The following is a 17,207-nucleotide window of genomic DNA, read 5'->3' on the forward strand; positions in this document are numbered from 1 at the left end:
GGAATTTGAGCAAAAGATGGTCAATAGCGCTGCTGCGTATTGACCAGAGAACTTTATCACTTTTTATTATGTTTTCAACAAAAAATTTGAACTCGGTCATGATTTTTGATGATCAAAAATAGCGCCATTTAGGCGCTATTCTAGGGGTAACGTTGCCACAACTGGTTAGAAGTAATTGGCGTCAATCAGTTCGCTGGCGTTTGCTGCTTTTACTTCTGAGCGAGCCTCTAGCCATGCAATGACTTGCGCTTTTTGTTCTTCAGTGGCATCGGCATAACGCTCTTTCGCGCATAAAAAGCCTTCAAACACTTCTAGACCGCCGCCGCCGAAGCAAAGGTTTAGGCTATCGATATAATCAATGAAATCATCGACAAATACATCGTAACGCTCAAAGTCGTTGATGTTTGTTTCGCAGCTAATTTCAAAGCCCAACATAGCAAATTCGCCTACGAAGAGTTTCTTTTGAATACGACGTTTTTTATTGTCTGTTTTAAATGGTTTCATGACTTGGCCTCACTATGATTTAGCCGCTATTTATACATGATATTGTTATAACAGCCAAACAAAATGCTAGCAGCTTGGTCTGATGCGCTGGTTTTTTAGCCGCAGATAACATCAACCGGACGGTATGTAACCTTTTACCCAATTAATTTAATAATCATCAAGGGTAAAACTACGCTACCCTGACTATTTTTGCGTAAAAATGGTATAAAGTAGAAACAGTGAGCCGAGCTAAGGAGGGTTTATGACCAGGTTGCTTGCAATAGTATTTCTAGCTGCAATAGCATTTGTGTTAATCCGGTATCGCACCAGCGAAAAATTACAAAAATATGTCGTGATTACATTAATATCAGGCTTTTTAATTTATGCCGCAACATTGATGATCACCGAACTGATACGTTAACCCTCAGGAGTGTTTAAGTGAACCAACAGACAGACAACCAAGACGATGAAAATGTTGTAGTAATAGAGGAGCGCGATAACAAAACGCTGCTTTATATCGTCATTGCTGGTGTTCTTGGTCTTGCTCTGGGGGGGCTACTCGGCTCTACCTTAACGGCTCAAAAGTGGCAATCGACCTACTTAACGCTTGAAGAGCAATACCAGTCTCTCGTGAAAGATAAGCAACAGCTGGTTGCCGAAGTGGAACAGAAAGTGGCTCAAGTCGATAACGAGGTTGAGCAAAAGCTGCAGCAAGCGCTCATCGATCAACAACAGAAACACAAAGTCGAGGTTGATAATCTGCAGCAGCAGTTGACTGAGCTTGAAAAACAAAATCTGTCACTTGACGAAAAAGTGAATCAACAAAAACAGCAGCTGACTTCGGTAAATTCACAGAATACTCGTTTGAACCGACAAGCAGATATGCAGGTTACTTTACTGGAGCGTTCACGAGAATTGTTTCAACAAGAGCTAAAGGTGAAACAAGAGCTTGAAGCCTTAGAGCAAGAGCGTGAATCCTTGGCTCCGAAAATTAACAAACTAAAAAAAGAATGTGACCTTTTTCTAGAGGGTACATCTTGGGATGCCAAATCAGATTCATGTGACAAGCAAGACGAAGCATCTTCACGCTTGAGCCAAGTAGAACAGATGATCCGTGTCCACCAACTCGATTTAAAACAGATCGACGCACTTTCGCAAGAGCTCGGTTTGTGAACGGAATCGTTGAGTAAAAGCAACCTTATCTAAATAAAAAACGTCTCACTTTTGAGGCGTTTTTTTTAGCAACACAGAGCTCTGTTTTTCAGCAAGACACTGTCACAAATGACGCGACTGTTGTTTATAGTTATGCAGCGTTGTTCAAGGTAGATCATGTCACTGTTTAAAGTATCTGAATGAATGCAATTGATAGCCTATATCACCTATGTAAAGGCGGTAGGTTTGATCGCTTATGCACTCTTATCTTAAGCTCGCCCGTGGCAAATGGCCCACCTTCAAACGTGCGTAGATAGTCAAGCGTCTTCAGGCAAAGGCAGTTGGTGGGCGTCAAAGCCAAGTTCATCTAGCTGCTTTGTTAGGGCTTCATTGGTCCATTGATTGGGTAATGACCGCGCCTTCAATCAAGAAAAGTGACGAAATGGCCAGGATTTAATTTGAGCTAAAGTAAATAAAACGGCGTAAGCAATCTAATTGATGTGATTGTAAAAAAAACGTTACTCGTTTTATTTTGTCTATAATATTGATAATAAAAGATATTTGTTCGATTGTTGTTTGTGGTTTACATTTTTAAATAACATTTATTTAACGATAAATTAAACGTGAGAGGTTCATTTTTTTACCCGTTTGAGCCAAATTATGACGAGTAGACACGGCAGTGATTTCAATCATAAGGGAATAAAAATGAACGAAGTGTATAACCCATTAGGTACCGATGGATTTGAGTTTGTCGAATATACGGCCTCTGATGAGAAAGGAATCCAAGATCTTAAACAGTTATTTGGCTCTCTGGGGTTCGCTGAAGTTGCTAAACATCGTTCTAAAGAGGCGTGGTTATATCGTCAGGGGGATGTGAACTTTATTGTCAATGCACAACCACACAGTCAAGCGCATGAGTTTGCTAAAATTCACGGTCCATCAGTATGTGGTATGGCATTTCGTGTCGCTGACTCGGCTGCTGCGATGCATCATGCGATAGCGCATGGCGGCGAACCGTATGTGACCGAAGTGGGTCCAATGGAATTGAGCATTCCTGCCATTTACGGCATCGGTGAAAGCTTGCTCTACTTTGTCGACCGCTATCAAGACGGCAGCATCTATGAGGTTGATTTTCGTTTCTACCCAGATGCGCAACAGCGTTTAGCCAGCATGGATGTTGGCTTGCTTGAGATTGATCATCTTACCCATAACGTTCGTCAGGGTAACATGAGTGTATGGTCTGGATTTTATGAACGTATCGGAAACTTTAAAGAAATTCGTTACTTCGACATCGAAGGGAAACTTACTGGCCTTGTTAGCCGCGCAATGACAGCGCCATGCGGGAAAATACGCATCCCAATCAACGAGTCTTCGGATGATAAGTCACAAATTGAAGAGTTCATTCGTGAATACAATGGTGAAGGCATACAACATATCGCATTGAGCACTAATGATATCTACAACACAGTGCAAACTTTGCGAGAGCGTGGCATGGATTTTATGCCAACACCGGATACCTATTACGAGAAGATCAACAGTCGCGTCGAAGGTCATCAAGAAGAGGTTGATAAATTACGTGATCTGCAAATATTAATTGATGGCGCCCCGATGAAAGATGGCATTTTATTGCAGATCTTCACTCAAACCGTGATTGGTCCGGTGTTCTTTGAAATCATTCAGCGCAAAGGCAATGAAGGTTTCGGTGAAGGCAATTTTAAAGCGCTATTTGAATCTATTGAAGAAGATCAAATTCGCCGTGGAGTGCTCGATAATGCATAAGTGGATTACATTCCCTCATCGGGAGGGAGTGTGCTCCAAGCAGGCGCATGCTGACTTCCCGCAACAAGCGATTTATGAACGAGAAGCAGGGCGCAGCGGCTTTTTTGGCCCGGCGTCCCACTTCCATCATCAACATGCGCCAACAGGGTGGAGTGAATGGCAGGGCGAATTAAAACCGCGCGCGTTTAACTTTAATCAGGTCGAGCAGTCAGTGCAGAGTTCGCCGTGGGCGGTTCCTCACTTGCTGCATAACGCAAACTGTAAAGTGCGTGTGTGGAAGATCGAAACGGCGATGGAGCACTTGGTACGTAATGCCGATGGTGATGAACTGCTGTTTATCCATCAAGGTAAAGCCGATCTTTATTGCGATTATGGTCACCTAGAGGTGGTTGAAGGGGACTATGTGATGATTCCACGTTCGACCAACTGGCGTCTTGAGCCTCAACAGCCAATGTTCGTACTGATGATCGAGAACACCGATGCGGCGTACACCTTGCCCGAAAAAGGCATGGTCGGCAATCACGCCATTTTCGATCCTGCCGTGCTTGATGTGCCCTCAATCGATCAAGCGTTTAAAGATCAATACAGTGAACAATCGACCCAAGTTCACATCAAACGTCATGAGCAAGTCAGTGTGGTGACGTACCCTTTCAATCCTCTGGATGCGATTGGTTGGCATGGTGATTTGTCGGTTGTGCGTGTGAACTGGCGTGATATTAGGCCGCTGATGTCGCATCGCTATCATTTACCACCATCGGCGCATACTACTTTCGTTGGTCAAGGCTTTGTGATCTGCACATTTGTCCCACGGCCAATTGAAAGTGATCCGGGCGCGTTAAAAGTCCCGTTTTATCATAACAACGATGATTACGATGAAGTGCTGTTTTACCACGCAGGAGACTTCTTTAGCCGTGACAATATTGAAGCCGGAATGGTGACCTTCCATCCTGCTGGCTTCACGCATGGGCCGCACCCCAAAGCGTTCAAAGCTGGTCAGGAATACAAGAAAAAGTTCACTGATGAAGTGGCGGTGATGATCGACACTCGCCATGCTCTTCAGTTTAGCGAGCAAGCCGAACAAGTTGAAAACAAACACTATGTGTATAGCTGGCAAGCAAAATAACCAAGGGAATGAGTATGAAGTTAGCCACCCTAAAAAATAATAGTCGCGATGGCTTGTTGGTCGTCGTCAGTAAAGATTTAACCAAGTGTGTCGCGGTGCCGGACATCGCGCAAACCATGCAATACGCCTTGGATCATTGGCAACATGTTGAAGCGCAATTGAGTGAAATCTATGTCGCGCTTAACAATGGTGAATTGCTCCATGAAATGGCGTTTACCCCTTCGTCGTGTGAGTCGCCACTGCCGCGTGCTTACCAGTGGGCTGATGGTTCGGCTTATGTTAATCATGTCGAGTTAGTACGTAAAGCACGTGGTGCTGAGATGCCGCCAAGTTTTTGGCAAGATCCACTGATGTATCAAGGTGGCTCGGACGCTTTTATAGGGCCTTACGATGATATACCCGTGGCGAGTGAAGAGTGGGGGATCGATTTCGAAGCTGAAGTCGCGGTGATTACCGATGATGTTGCTATGGGAGTATCGGTGCAAGAGGCGGCAAAATCTATTCGTTTACTTATGCTCGTTAACGATGTTTCACTGCGTGGCCTTATTCCGAATGAACTGGGTAAAGGGTTTGGCTTCTTTCAATCCAAACCCTCGTCGGTATTCTCGCCAGTTGCCGTAACACCTGATGAACTGGGGCAAGATTGGCACGGTGCGAAAGTGCACCTGCCGCTACTGAGCTATTACAATGAACGGCCGTTTGGTTGCCCGAATGCTGGTATCGATATGACATTTGATTTTGCGCAGCTCATCGCTCATGCAGCGAAGACGCGACCGCTTTGCGCGGGGGCGATTATCGGCTCAGGAACGGTGTCGAACAAACAGGGTACCGAGTATGGTACGGCCATATCCGAAGGGGGCGTTGGTTATTCATGCATTGCCGAAGTGCGGATGATAGAAACCATCCGAGATGGTTCACCTTCGACTGCGTTTATGAAGTTTGGAGACCGGATTAAAATGGAAATGAAAGATCGCCAAGGGCACTCCATTTTTGGCGCTATCGATCAACAGGTTGTCAGGTATGAGTGAGCGGATTCTCTATGGCTATTGGCGCTCATCGGCTGCCTACCGTGTCAGAATCGCGCTCAACCTTAAAGGTTTGAGTTACGATCAGCGTAGTGTCCATTTAGTTAAAAATGGTGGCGAGCAACACAGCGGCGCGTTTAAGCAGCTCAACCCGAATCAATTGGTGCCAGTGTTAGTCGATGGCAAACTATCGCTTAATCAATCACTGGCAATCATCGATTATCTTGATGAGACCTATCCTCAGGTATTGTTAACGCCAACTGACCCCGCGCGCCGCTATCTGGTTAAGGCGTTGGCTCAAGATATTGCAGTTGATATTCATCCTCTCAATAATTTACGCGTGTTGCAGTATTTAGCGGGGACATTGGAGGTATCTGACCACGACAAGGCTCAATGGTATTCACATTGGATTGAGTTGGGGTTTGAAGCGCTTGAAAAACGACTGCAAACCACGTACGGGCGTTATTGTGTTGGCGATGATGTCTCTTTAGTGGATGTCTGCCTAGTGCCTCAGGTTTACAATGCTAGGCGCTTTAATATCGAATTAACAGCGTATCCGACCATTTGTCGCATTACCGCGTCACTTAATGAGTTGCTTGCTTTTGCCAAAGCAGTGCCAGAGCAACAGCCTGACGCCAATGAATGATAGCCTGTGTCAAAAAGCAAAAAGCCACCGGTTCGAGGTGGCTTTGTTGGTCTTTATTTCATAAACAGTGTGAGTTAGCGTGATGCGCTCATTTGGCGCTCTCTTTGTTGTAACTCAGCAATGTTAAATTGGCGCACATCCAGTGTCGCGAGATCATTACACTCTTGGCAAGAGTGGTGACTTTTACCGTCCACATAATTGTGTTTGGTCAGCATACTAGGTTTTTTACACCAGTCGCACATACCTTCAATCTTAAACATAGAACTCTCCCCACCTTTATTGATTAGGTGTTCATAACGCGACGTATTATGCCATACCACCGCTTATTAAGTTAATTGTTTGTTATCGGTTATGGGAGGGTGATCGATTGCGCCGCCTTTTAATTTCGACTGTGCCGGAAAGTTAACACAGGGGGGGGGCGACTTTGTAACTATTTATTAACGTTTTTGAGAATGATTTTTAAAGCTTGGTTCAAACGCTTCATCTCGTCTTCACTGCCTTTCAAGTCAGGATGATAAATTTTGCTGAGCTGTTTATAGCGCACTTTTATCCGTTTTTCGTCGGGGAGCTGTGCCGGATGAAAACCAAATACCGCGCATGCGATGTGAAGCGGATTGTCTTTGCTAGGCGCTGTTGATGTGGCTGAACTCTCTGCAGCCTGTAGTTTCTTAATGTGGCGATATAAGGTTTCAAGTTGACGCTTTTGTTGAGTCAGAGTTTCGTCTTTTCGTTTTAAATCGCGTTCCATTTTTAGCTGTTGGCGCTGCTGGTCATTATCACTCACATTGACGGTTTGTTTGAGTTTGTGGTTGCTTCGTAACAAGCTGACGACGGCGATAGCACCAAGTAGCAGTAGCGAGAGCAACGCGTATAACGTGGTATTTTCGCTTTGTTGGCTGTGTGACAACGACTTGGCGGTCGGGCTCAGCTCTATTTGCTCAGCGTCGAAGGCTACTTCCAATTGGTCTAAAGTAGCGACTTGTTGTGCTCGGCGGTCATTAAATTGCTGCTCAAGTACGCGCGCGTAGTCATCTTCAGCTTGAGGATTATTTTTTGCCGCTTCTTGATACCACAGCTCGGCGAAATCTAAGTGATTGGTCTGTTGAGTCAGTTGTTCATAAACTTGACCAAGTAGCATTGGCGCTTGATCACTGCCCAGCATCGCCGCTTTAGTCAGCCAAAAAATCGCATTTTCAATATCAGGGGTTGTGCCAGTACCATCAAGATAAGACTGGCTAAGGTTTAATGCAGCTGTTTGACTGCCATTGCGCGCGGCTTGCTGATACCAGTAAAAAGCATCACTATCGGATTGTACAACACCTTGTCCACGATCATACTTCTCTGCCAGCTCTAGTTGTGCATGAACATTGTTGTTTTGAGCACTTTGCTGCAGTTCCTCCACGGTTTGAGCAGCACTCGATAATGAGAGGATTAACAGCAGGTAGGGAAGTCGTCGCAATGTAACCTCAGATGCTAAAAAGATAAATTATCTATTTAGTATATCAACTCGCCCAGTAAAATAGGCATAAGGTGTAAAAAAATGGCTTCCGAAGAAGCCATTTAGAGATTATCTTTTTTACACTTAACTATTTAAGCGGCAAAATTTGAATTTCGACACGACGGTTACACGCTCGACCATCTGTAGTGCTATTGCTGCAAAGTGGGTAACGTTCGCCATTACCACGCGCAACGGCACGGCCTGCGGCGACACCTTGTGACACTAGGTATGAGCGTACCGACTCAGCACGGCGCTCAGATAGAATTTGGTTGGTCGTATCGCTGCCTGTGCTGTCGGTGTGACCATCAATCACTAAGCTTGTGTCTGGATATTCGATCAAGATACGTGATACACCGCGCAATGTTTTATGAATGCGAGTGTCTAGTTGGTAAGAGTTAGTTTGGAAGCCAATACCGTTCTCAAGCCGAAGCAGCAGTTTGTTTTCGCCGACGCGCTCGACTTGAACGCCAGAGTCGAGGAGTTCTTTACGCAGAGCCGCTTCTTGTTGGTCAAAGTAGTAGCCAACACCGCCACCGACAGCTGCACCACCCGCAGCACCGATCAAGGCATGTTGACGACGCTCTTTTGCATCATCACCTGTTACAAGGCCGACTGCCGCGCCTGCAATGGCACCCAGTAAAGCTCCTTGAGCGGTAGAATTGGTTTCTGTCTCACCTGTTGTCGCGTTTTGGCGTTGTGTTGCCTGACAACCAGAAAGGGCGATAGTGACTGCTAGTGCAAGCGTAATTTTTTTCACGTTAACATCTCCATGTACCATTTTAGTTTGACCAATACCGAGTTTGATCAATATGTTTCCTGAATAAAGCGGATGCTATATCTATTGTCAATTGATGAATAGAGTAATTGACAATAGATTAACGTTTGATGAATAAAGGTTGTACTATCTCAGCATTTTTGGTGCTTGTGCACCGTTGATAGGACGATTAACTGAAACCGTACGTCCCTTTTTAAAACCAACTTCATAATCGTCAGTGAGGTTTTTCATCGCCTCTTTAAGCTGTTGCTTGAAGGTTTCACGATCGATGTTCTGAAATTCTTTATCGATATAATCGTCGATTTTCTTGGCGGATTCGTCGTCAGGACTAATAATCGGCAGTTTTTCGATAGCCCCTTCGACCCAACCAGAGAGAAATGAATTAACCCGGCGAGTAACTTCAGTCGTTGGCGTACCAGTGCCTGCAAAACTATTGCGGAATCGACCAGTTTGCTCGTTCATTTCACGGTAAATAATGTCAAAGGCAAACGCGGCAAAGATGGCGCGATCTGCTTCACCGATATATTCAACGCGTTTAAGCCCTTTGTGGTTGAGCAATACGGCCTCAACACCAAATTTAGTATTAATACCACGGATAATGCGCAGCAGGGTAGAGCTCACATTGGCAGGGAGTAAGTGAGTCGACTGGGTTTTTCCCATCTTAATGAACTCGATATCGTCTTTATCCAGACCATATTTAATCATTAAGCTATGGGCCATTTTAATCGCGTTGGCCGCTTCGTTAACGTTGGCTGAATTACCGAGTTCTAGACATTTCGCAATTTTTTTGAGGGCTTTTTGTTTATCCATCGACCGCATCAAATCTCACTAAATTGACAAAGTCGCACATTTTACCGCTTTCAGAGCAAAAACGGAAATCGGATATGTGTTTGAAACGGTATTTTTAGTAAACAGTAAAGGCTAACGCAAGTTACGCTAGCCTTTATCGCATCGATATAGTTGAACTTTAAGGATTAAATACCCAGCTCGTCAAAAAGATCGTCCGAGTTATCTTGTTTCGCCGCTGGTGGTTTTTGTGTTTGCTTCATCTTTTGCTGAGCTTGTTCGAGGATATCATCAGGACACTCATCTTCGGTGATATCAAACTCTCCAAGTTGAATGAATTCGGTTTTGTCCATGGCAAGCTCAAGGTAGAAGATATTGCCTTTCTCAGTGGAGAAGGTTACGCGACGTGCTTGCGGGCGGTCTAAATTAGTATCAACTGACAAGTTGACCTGTTTATTTAAAGACAGCATCTTAGGCTGGTTTTGGGTGATATGTGTATGAAGATCTTTGCGTATTTGGTTGGTAAAGTGACCCACCAGTTGGTTCATCAGTTCGCCCAACACGTCAGCAACTTCGTCTGAGGTATGAGAGACTGCAAGTTCATCTTCAGGCATGCCCATATTACGCATGTAATTGGTGTATACCTCTAAGGCGGCTTTTGAGGTGAAGTTAATGACAACAAGACCCGAAAATCCGCCATCGAACAACACGAAACAACCAAAATCCGGCTTCAGGCTGGTTTTAGTGATTTTCTGCACCATGGCAGAGTAAGTTACGTTCGAACTGGTGGCCGAAGTGAGCACACCAGAAACAGACTGGCATAACTTTAAAAGAATATCTTCTGTGGTGACGACTTTATTTCTTTTCATTGGTGATTCGCTCATATAGACACTTATAAACAATAAGGATAGTTATAAGTGTGGGAAAAAAATGCGAGTATTGCCATTTTGACATTACATTTCTGTTTTGATCACCCTTTTAAATGTTGTAAAGTGACTTGATTCAAATAATAATTTCAACCACACGAACCCAGTGCTGATAGGATCAGCGTCGTAGGGGCAGGAAGCAAATGTTACCAAGACTACATTCTCAATCGGATGTTGATCCGATCGTTCTTACCTTTTTGAAAGAACTCAAAAATGCCGGCTTTAGTGGTGATATTGAAAGCCAATATTCTAGCCGACTGGCCGTCGCCACTGACAATAGCGTTTATCAACAGCTTCCACAAGCAGTGGTACATCCGAAATCGACCCGCGATGTGGCTTTAATTGGTAAGCTCTCGACGCAGTCTGACTATGAGCGTGTGACCTTTTCAGCACGTGGCGGTGGTACCGGAACTAACGGACAGTCCTTGACTAAAGGTATCGTGGTTGATTTGTCTCGTCACATGAATAAGGTATTAGAAATCAACCAAGAGCAAGGTTGGGTTCGTGTGCAAACGGGCATCATAAAAGACCAACTTAATGATGCGGTGCGTCCTTTTGGCTACTTTTTCTCGCCAGACCTATCAACCAGCAACCGCGCGACACTGGGTGGCATGATTAATACCGATGCGTCAGGGCAAGGGTCACTGAAGTACGGGAAAACCTCTGATCATGTGTTGTCTCTTCAAGCGGTGTTTGCCGATGGCTCTTGCTTAGAGTCGGATCTTTCTCAGGGTATGCCAACTGAAGGCGAGTATGCCTTTGATGCCTACCACACCACCGAGCAAGTGTGTCGTGAAAAGCGCGCTCAAATTGAGCAAAAGTTTCCGCCATTGAACCGTTTTTTGACAGGCTATGACTTAAAAAATGCTCTGGATCGTGAAAATGATCGTTTTGACTTGACCCGCGTGCTTTGCGGCGCTGAAGGGTCGTTAGCCTTCATCACAGAAGCTACGCTCAACTTAACGCCGATTCCTAAAGCGCGAACTTTGGTTAATATCAAATACAACAGTTTTGATTCAGCGCTGCGCAACGCGCCATTAATGGTTGAAGCGCAAGCTTTGTCAGTGGAAACGATTGATTCGAAAGTACTCAATCTGGCTAAACAAGATATAGTCTGGTATACCGTAAGTGACCTGTTAACCGATGTTCCTGGCAAAGAGATGCAAGGCATCAATATGGTTGAATTTGCCGGCCAAGATGAGCAAGAGGTGAATCAGCAAGTCAGCGATTTATGCCAGCGTCTTGATGTGATGCTAGCTGACAATCAGGCCGGTATCATCGGTTATCAAGTTTGCAGTGAATTGGCAAGCATTGGCCGTATTTATAATATGCGCAAAAAAGCAGTCGGTTTACTTGGCGCGGCGAAAGGGCGTGCTAAACCTGTCGCGTTCGCCGAAGACACTTGTGTGCCACCAGAAAATTTAGCGGATTTTATTGCCGAATTTCGACAACTGCTTGATGAAAAGTCACTCAATTACGGTATGTTTGGCCACGTGGATGCAGGGGTAGTGCATGTTCGTCCAGCTCTCGATTTGTGCGATCCACAACAAGAAGCATTGATGCACCAAATCTCTGATGAAGTGGTGAAGTTAGTTGCCAAATATGGCGGCTTGATGTGGGGTGAGCATGGTAAAGGGTATCGTTCTGAATATGGCCCAGCATTTTTTGGTCAAGAGCTCTTTACTGAGCTGCGCCGGGTCAAAGCCGCTTTCGATCCGCACAATAAAATGAACCCGGGAAAAATTTGTACACCACTCGATAGCAATGAAGACTTGGTTAAAGTGACAGACACCAAACGTGGTTACTTTGATCGTCAGATTGATGTTGAGGTGCGTGATAGTTTCAAACAGGCGATGGAATGTAATGGTAACGGCTTGTGCTTTAACTACGATACCTCATCGCCAATGTGTCCTTCGATGAAAGTGACTGCTGACCGTCGTCACTCACCGAAAGGTCGAGCAGGGTTAGTGCGTGAATGGTTACGCCAGTTGACGGAGCAAGGGATTGATGTTCTTGATTTAGAAAAACAGGCGCTTGAGAACAGTAGTTCGATTAAAACGATGATTGATCGTGTGCGTAATACTATCAAGAAACGCCATGAGTATGATTTCTCGCACGAAGTGTATGAAGCGATGAATGGTTGTTTAGCCTGCAAAGCGTGTGCGAGTCAATGTCCGATTAAAGTTGATGTACCCAGTTTTCGCTCGCGCTTCCTCAACCTTTACTACTCGCGATATCAACGGCCAGTTAAAGACTATTTAGTCGCCAATATTGAAACCATGTTGCCCGTACTTGCTAAAGCACCAAAACTGGTTAACGGAGCGTTAAAGCAGCAATGGGTGCAAGACCTAACAGCGAAAACCGTAGGTTATGTCGACTCGCCGTTGTTGTCGATTCCTACGCTTAAACAGCAGGTCTCTGGGCTCAAAACGTTTGACTTACAGCAGCTGGCAGCACTGTCTAAGCAAGACAAAGCCAATCATGTGGTGATTGTACAAGACCCATTCACTAGCTACTATGATGCTCAGGTAGTCGCTGATTTTGCAGCTTTGCTCACCAAACTGGGTACAACGCCGGTATTGTTGCCATTTAAGCCTAATGGTAAGGCGCAACACATTAAAGGTTTCTTGCAGCAATTTGCTTCGAGTGCCGCCAATACTGCGGCGTTTCTTCAGCAGGTTGCTGATATCGGTATTCCGCTGGTTGGGGTAGATCCGGCATTAGTGCTTTGTTATCGCGATGAGTATCAAGAGGTGCTTGGTGACAAGCGCGGCGATTTTCAAGTATTGACGGTACATGAATGGTTAGAGCCAAAACTGCATGAGTATGAGGTGCGCGAGTGCACCGATGAGCAACCTTGGTATCTGTTTGCCCACTGCACTGAAAAGACCAAAATGCCCAATGCTGAGAAAGAGTGGGGTAGTATTTTTACCCACTTTGGTGCGCGATTGAATACGGTTGCGGTTGGTTGTTGTGGAATGGCGGGCACATTTGGTCACGAAGTCGATAAACTGCAAATGTCGAAAGACATTTACGGACTCAGTTGGAAGCCTAAACTTGAAGCCTTGGACAAAGAGCGCTGCTTAATCACGGGGTATTCGTGTCGCAGCCAAGTGAAACGTTTTGAAGAGGTTAAAACTAAACACCCTCTTCAGGCACTATTACAAATACTCTAATTTAAATAGCTCAACCGATTCGGTTGAGCTATTTTTTAGTAATACTATGGCAACTAAGGTCGTTAAATGGACAAGCTTGAAACAAAAATACCGCCAGTGGCACTGTTTGTTCTGTTTATCGTTGCGATGAACCTTATCAGTCGAGAGTTTTTGGCGTTCCACTTTAACTTGCCATTGAATGGTATGGTGTTTTTACTGTGCTTTGTCGCTTCAGGTGTGATTGGTATTGCAGGGGTATATCAGTTTCGTCGTGCGCAAACCACGGTCAATCCAGTCAAAATAGACGGCGTTTCATCCATGGTCGAAAATGGTATTCTTGCTTATACACGCAACCCGATGTATCTCGGTCTATTCTTGCTGTTGTTTGGCTTTGGTTACTGGCAACAAAACTTACTTTCAATCGTCTTTAGCTTTAGCTTTATCCTCTATATGAACCGCTTTCAAATCTTCCCAGAAGAACGGGCGCTTGAAGCCATTTTTGGTGCGCAATATATGGATTACAAACAGCGGGTAAGACGTTGGATATGAAAACGGAAGGTCTTGCCTTCCGTATAGCATTGACCAAAGTTACAGGTTGATTTGTTGCAGAGTTGGTTTCCACCTTGCTTGAGTGGCCTCCGCCTCTGGGCTGACTCCAACATTTCGGCCATCTAAAATATTTAGAACGTAACGTTGAGTTGTTCCATCTACATAACGGCTGATAAGTTTATCGCCTTCCCAGAACCATTTCTGAGCAAGGTTTGAGCTACAGGATTGCACAGTTAGCGTTCTATTTGAGGACACGGTTAGGCATCGATCCGGTGCGATGCGACTGCGATAACGTTCATTATTATCTAGACCCCAGATCTGATCCCAGTTACCGTGGCAACTCCAACCATTCACTGGACTGCCTTCCTCCGTTTTGCTGCCGTACACACCCAGGCATAAGTCATTGTTACTTAGTGATTGTAAAGTGACATGAGCTTCCGCTTCAAACAAAGGGTGACTCCAATCTATGCGAACTCTGCGAGGAATTGACCATCCATTGGATGCCCAAGCCTTAGGCCCATAGACTGAAAAAAATGCGGAGGGTAATACTTCTCCATAACGAGCTTTGGCGACAAACTTAGCACCGATTTCGAAATCCGTTGTATCTGCTTGAGAAACAGGTGCTTCGTAGACGACATCGAAGTTTGGCTTGAAGTTAGCGTATGAAATAGGGTTGAATTTTGATTTATCAAATACCCAGCCACTACCCCAGTATGCTGACGTGAAATAACAGCCTAATTCTTGGCGGCGCAATTCATCACACTCATCAAGTTCACGCTCAAAGGAAACTTGAAAGTCGCTTAATGAGGAGCGGTTATTAACGCGATAGTCTTTGGTATCAAAGACTAATGTTTTTTCATTTTTGTAGCTAAATGAGCCACTCACTTCTGCACTGGCTTTAGGACCATCTTTACCGATTTCCGCCCCAACAGAGCCGTTGATGCCAATTGAGTAGCCGTGTGTATCGCGATGCTGGTAGTTTTTGTTTTCGTTCTGGGGAAAGTCGCTGACCTTTTTGGGTATATAACCAGAGACAGGCTTGACCCACAAGTCATAGCTGCTGGCAAAAGGACCTATATAAGTACGACGGTTAGCCCAGCTTTGGAACCAACTGTGACCTTGTTGGAGATCGTCAACTAAATGAAAACCTGTGCCCGGTTTGTTGGCACCGACAGTAAAACGAACGATTTTGGCATCAGCGGTGAAACCTTGTGACGTAGAAGATTGTACTGAGCGCATCTGTGTTACGTTGACACGAATGTCTACTGACGCGCCTGCATCACACCAGTCTCGCTTAGTCTCAAAGTCAGCACTCTGGTATAGATTACATGTCAGTTTCGAGCTAGTAATATAATAAACTTTTTCAACGATCGGCACATAATCTTCGGCGAAAGCATTGACAGAAACAGCGAGTAGCGAAAGGGTAAACATGGTAGACGTTTTCATATTACTCACCGCCAAAATTTAGTCGTTCAAGAGCGTGAACCAACGATTGATTGAGGCTTTCCAGTTCAGCAGATGAATTCATGATTGAGTCACCATTTTCATTTCGAACATCGGCAACGATTGAATTAATGATGTTATCGCCTTGATAAATGCCAGTGATAACAACAGGTGCATCGCTTCCAAGTCCGGTTATTTTTTGGCTTTGCTCTATTTTGTCTTCGTCGTTTGTGAGTAGTCTAAGGTCGACAATGACAATTTCTCCATTAACGACGTGCAACTTCGCGATGTCAATGTCTTGGCTAGATGCTGAGCCGACATTGATGTACAGCGCATCTCTTTCTGATAGGTTTCCGTCATAGACACGCACTGGTTGCTGATAGTGCTCTGCGACTAACTGTGATATGTCACTTCCACTACCCAGCAACTGAATATCAGAAAAAGCGTGACCAGCAAACAGTGAAGGTAACAGGGTTAGTACCCTGATCATGATGGTGGATTTATTTGGCATATTAAGCCCCTCAATAATGGTTGTTTTTATTCAATAACGTATATGTTTTTTAGTTTTGTACTGAATTTTCTTTATCTCCTAAGAGCTAATAAACACTAGTTAAAATACATTCATTTTGTTAATCGTTGTGTTTGTAATATTTTCTATCATGATAATTATATTTTTGTGAAGAACTTTATAAGCACTATTGTTTGAATCAATATTCATTTATCAATGCGCATAACGTGATTATGGTTCGGTTTTTTATAATCATTATTGTTCTTAGAAACCTGGTATCGATGTATGTATTTGTTTTATCAATGATTTAGTTGCTAGATTTGTCACTATTTTAGACGGTTTTTTAAAGCTCACTTTCCTATGATTGATAAAGTTGATGAGACATTAGTTGTTGTTATATAAGTATTTTATTGCTTTTTGGATGTGGGAGACGTTGATATTACATTCAATCAAGAATGCAAGAGGGGATAGTTATTACCTTACACACTACAGATTAAAAAGTAGAGTAATTAAACTAATTTAAATTCAGTTTTCATAATGATATTTAAATAAATATCAAACCAAGATCACGATTTAATATTTATCGATATTTATATTTTTCCACTGGATTTATGTTAATTATGAGATGTTGATGTGTGGCTAAGTTAAATGATAACGATGAGAATTAATAGATAGGCAATAACTAAATAAGTCAAGACTAAATTAATAAAAGTAAAATTAATATATGATAATTTAGGGTTTGTTGATAAAGTTTTCAATGACGTGATATTGGCTATAAATAATATTTGGATAGGTTATATAGACATCAGGGTGACCGCATGAGTGTCTATATTTTCACCACATTATTAAAACCAGCACTTAATACTGCCTCTAGCATCGATGTATTCATCATGCAGCGCTTTTGCTTGCCAACAATGCTTAGCTTGGTTGGTTCTTCTCGGAGCATGTTCAAACTCATATGACGTAGGCATGATAGATTCTCTGCACCGTGATCTTTGTATATCTGGCACGCGTCTTCATTCATGGTGACATCAAGCACCCAGTGCATTGATTCTATACCCCAATGTTCTCTGACTGCCATCGCAGCTTGCTCTCTACTAAGCTTTTTAGAACTGATGTAATAACGGTACTCTAGAGCGACAGATTTGTCTTTATCAAGACGAAAGTTTTCAACCATAACAATGCTCTGCAAGCCTTTCCAGCGAGAGAAGTTACCTTCAAGTTTCGTACTGTCAAAAACATAGCATTGGCGAGACTCTATACGACCGTGTCCTTGCTCGGGAGAGATGTCAGCAACCACATTAGATCGCTGAGAAGAGAACGCCTTTTCTATTGCTTGACGGAGTTTCCCTTGGTTGC

Annotated in this window: 16 protein-coding genes; 7 read left to right on the plus strand and 9 right to left on the minus strand. The window is 43.9% G+C overall.

The window, feature by feature from the left end; all coding sequences use genetic code 11:
- Positions 1-165 precede the first annotated feature (165 nt).
- Positions 166-504 (minus strand): YggL 50S ribosome-binding family protein, encoded by a 339-nt coding sequence (locus tag CDZ87_RS13160; RefSeq protein WP_100753958.1) that lies wholly within the window; start codon positions 502-504, stop codon positions 166-168.
- A 417-nt stretch (positions 505-921) separates the two neighbouring features.
- Here CDZ87_RS13160 and CDZ87_RS13165 point away from each other — a divergent pair, with 417 nt between their 5' ends.
- From CDZ87_RS13165 to maiA, 5 genes are all read left to right on the plus strand, one after another.
- Complete coding sequence (locus CDZ87_RS13165; protein ID WP_100753959.1) at positions 922-1,656, plus strand: chromosome partitioning protein ParA; 735 nt, start codon at positions 922-924, stop codon at positions 1,654-1,656.
- Between the two features lie 684 nt (positions 1,657-2,340).
- Entirely contained in the window at positions 2,341-3,414 is a 1,074-nt protein-coding gene (gene hppD, locus CDZ87_RS13170) for a 4-hydroxyphenylpyruvate dioxygenase (protein WP_100753960.1), read from the plus strand.
- Positions 3,407-4,537 carry a homogentisate 1,2-dioxygenase gene (locus CDZ87_RS13175; RefSeq protein ID WP_100753961.1) on the plus strand — a complete coding sequence of 377 codons (1,131 nt, stop codon included), beginning with the start codon at positions 3,407-3,409 and terminating at the stop codon, positions 4,535-4,537. Before hppD ends, CDZ87_RS13175 begins: the two co-directional genes overlap by 8 nt.
- Positions 4,538-4,551: 14 nt before the next feature.
- Complete coding sequence (locus CDZ87_RS13180) at positions 4,552-5,565, plus strand: fumarylacetoacetate hydrolase family protein (protein WP_100753962.1); 1,014 nt, start codon at positions 4,552-4,554, stop codon at positions 5,563-5,565.
- Positions 5,558-6,208 (plus strand): maleylacetoacetate isomerase, encoded by a 651-nt coding sequence (maiA, locus tag CDZ87_RS13185; protein ID WP_100753963.1) that lies wholly within the window; start codon positions 5,558-5,560, stop codon positions 6,206-6,208. The genes CDZ87_RS13180 and maiA overlap by 8 nt, the downstream gene beginning before the upstream one ends.
- Positions 6,209-6,282: 74 nt before the next feature.
- Here maiA and CDZ87_RS13190 read toward each other — a convergent pair whose 3' ends face one another.
- The 5 genes from CDZ87_RS13190 to CDZ87_RS13210 form a co-directional block, all read right to left on the minus strand.
- The gene (locus tag CDZ87_RS13190) at positions 6,283-6,468 is read right to left on the minus strand and encodes a hypothetical protein (protein WP_100753964.1); all 186 of its coding nucleotides are present in this window, start codon (positions 6,466-6,468) and stop codon (positions 6,283-6,285) included.
- A gap of 170 nt (positions 6,469-6,638) precedes the next feature.
- Complete coding sequence (locus tag CDZ87_RS13195; protein WP_100753965.1) at positions 6,639-7,667, minus strand: J domain-containing protein; 1,029 nt, start codon at positions 7,665-7,667, stop codon at positions 6,639-6,641.
- 127 nt (positions 7,668-7,794) lie between these two features.
- Positions 7,795-8,463 carry a YiaD family glycine zipper/OmpA-like lipoprotein gene (locus CDZ87_RS13200; RefSeq protein ID WP_172953586.1) on the minus strand — a complete coding sequence of 223 codons (669 nt, stop codon included), beginning with the start codon at positions 8,461-8,463 and terminating at the stop codon, positions 7,795-7,797.
- 144 nt (positions 8,464-8,607) lie between these two features.
- The gene (locus tag CDZ87_RS13205; protein WP_100753966.1) at positions 8,608-9,291 is read right to left on the minus strand and encodes a DUF2786 domain-containing protein; all 684 of its coding nucleotides are present in this window, start codon (positions 9,289-9,291) and stop codon (positions 8,608-8,610) included.
- 164 nt (positions 9,292-9,455) lie between these two features.
- Positions 9,456-10,136 carry a DUF3334 family protein gene (locus tag CDZ87_RS13210; protein ID WP_100753967.1) on the minus strand — a complete coding sequence of 227 codons (681 nt, stop codon included), beginning with the start codon at positions 10,134-10,136 and terminating at the stop codon, positions 9,456-9,458.
- Positions 10,137-10,336: 200 nt separating this feature from the next.
- Between CDZ87_RS13210 and ydiJ the strand changes: the two genes are divergently transcribed.
- On the plus strand, positions 10,337-13,369 hold the full coding sequence (gene ydiJ / locus CDZ87_RS13215; protein WP_100753968.1) for a D-2-hydroxyglutarate dehydrogenase YdiJ: 3,033 nt from the start codon (positions 10,337-10,339) through the stop codon (positions 13,367-13,369).
- Between the two features lie 66 nt (positions 13,370-13,435).
- Complete coding sequence (locus CDZ87_RS13220) at positions 13,436-13,897, plus strand: methyltransferase family protein (RefSeq protein ID WP_100753969.1); 462 nt, start codon at positions 13,436-13,438, stop codon at positions 13,895-13,897.
- A gap of 39 nt (positions 13,898-13,936) precedes the next feature.
- Here CDZ87_RS13220 and CDZ87_RS13225 read toward each other — a convergent pair whose 3' ends face one another.
- The 3 genes from CDZ87_RS13225 to CDZ87_RS13235 form a co-directional block, all read right to left on the minus strand.
- Positions 13,937-15,343, minus strand: coding sequence for a leukocidin family pore-forming toxin (locus CDZ87_RS13225; RefSeq protein WP_100753970.1), 1,407 nt, complete (start codon positions 15,341-15,343; stop codon positions 13,937-13,939).
- A 1-nt stretch (position 15,344) separates the two neighbouring features.
- Entirely contained in the window at positions 15,345-15,851 is a 507-nt protein-coding gene (locus tag CDZ87_RS13230; protein ID WP_100753971.1) for a cytolysin secretion protein, read from the minus strand.
- A gap of 823 nt (positions 15,852-16,674) precedes the next feature.
- On the minus strand, positions 16,675-17,207 hold a 533-nt coding region (locus tag CDZ87_RS13235), incomplete at its 5' end, for an ISAs1 family transposase (protein WP_157806473.1).

Origin of the sequence: Vibrio salilacus (assembly GCF_002811245.1) — a bacterium.
In the GTDB taxonomy this organism is placed as follows: Bacteria; Pseudomonadota; Gammaproteobacteria; order Enterobacterales; family Vibrionaceae; genus Vibrio; species Vibrio salilacus.

Bases quoted from the DNA above. Each gene is read 5' to 3' on its own strand.
- ydiJ (WP_100753968.1), top strand. From the start codon at position 10,337: ATGTTACCAAGACTACATTCTCAATCGGATGTTGATCCGATCGTTCTT.
- CDZ87_RS13210 (WP_100753967.1), bottom strand. From the start codon at position 10,136: ATGAAAAGAAATAAAGTCGTCACCACAGAAGATATTCTTTTAAAGTTA.
- CDZ87_RS13225 (WP_100753970.1), bottom strand. From the start codon at position 15,343: ATGAAAACGTCTACCATGTTTACCCTTTCGCTACTCGCTGTTTCTGTC.
- CDZ87_RS13175 (WP_100753961.1), top strand. From the start codon at position 3,407: ATGCATAAGTGGATTACATTCCCTCATCGGGAGGGAGTGTGCTCCAAG.
- CDZ87_RS13180 (WP_100753962.1), top strand. From the start codon at position 4,552: ATGAAGTTAGCCACCCTAAAAAATAATAGTCGCGATGGCTTGTTGGTC.
- CDZ87_RS13205 (WP_100753966.1), bottom strand. From the start codon at position 9,291: ATGGATAAACAAAAAGCCCTCAAAAAAATTGCGAAATGTCTAGAACTC.
- CDZ87_RS13230 (WP_100753971.1), bottom strand. From the start codon at position 15,851: ATGCCAAATAAATCCACCATCATGATCAGGGTACTAACCCTGTTACCT.
- hppD (WP_100753960.1), top strand. From the start codon at position 2,341: ATGAACGAAGTGTATAACCCATTAGGTACCGATGGATTTGAGTTTGTC.
- CDZ87_RS13220 (WP_100753969.1), top strand. From the start codon at position 13,436: ATGGACAAGCTTGAAACAAAAATACCGCCAGTGGCACTGTTTGTTCTG.
- maiA (WP_100753963.1), top strand. From the start codon at position 5,558: ATGAGTGAGCGGATTCTCTATGGCTATTGGCGCTCATCGGCTGCCTAC.
- CDZ87_RS13190 (WP_100753964.1), bottom strand. From the start codon at position 6,468: ATGTTTAAGATTGAAGGTATGTGCGACTGGTGTAAAAAACCTAGTATG.
- CDZ87_RS13160 (WP_100753958.1), bottom strand. From the start codon at position 504: ATGAAACCATTTAAAACAGACAATAAAAAACGTCGTATTCAAAAGAAA.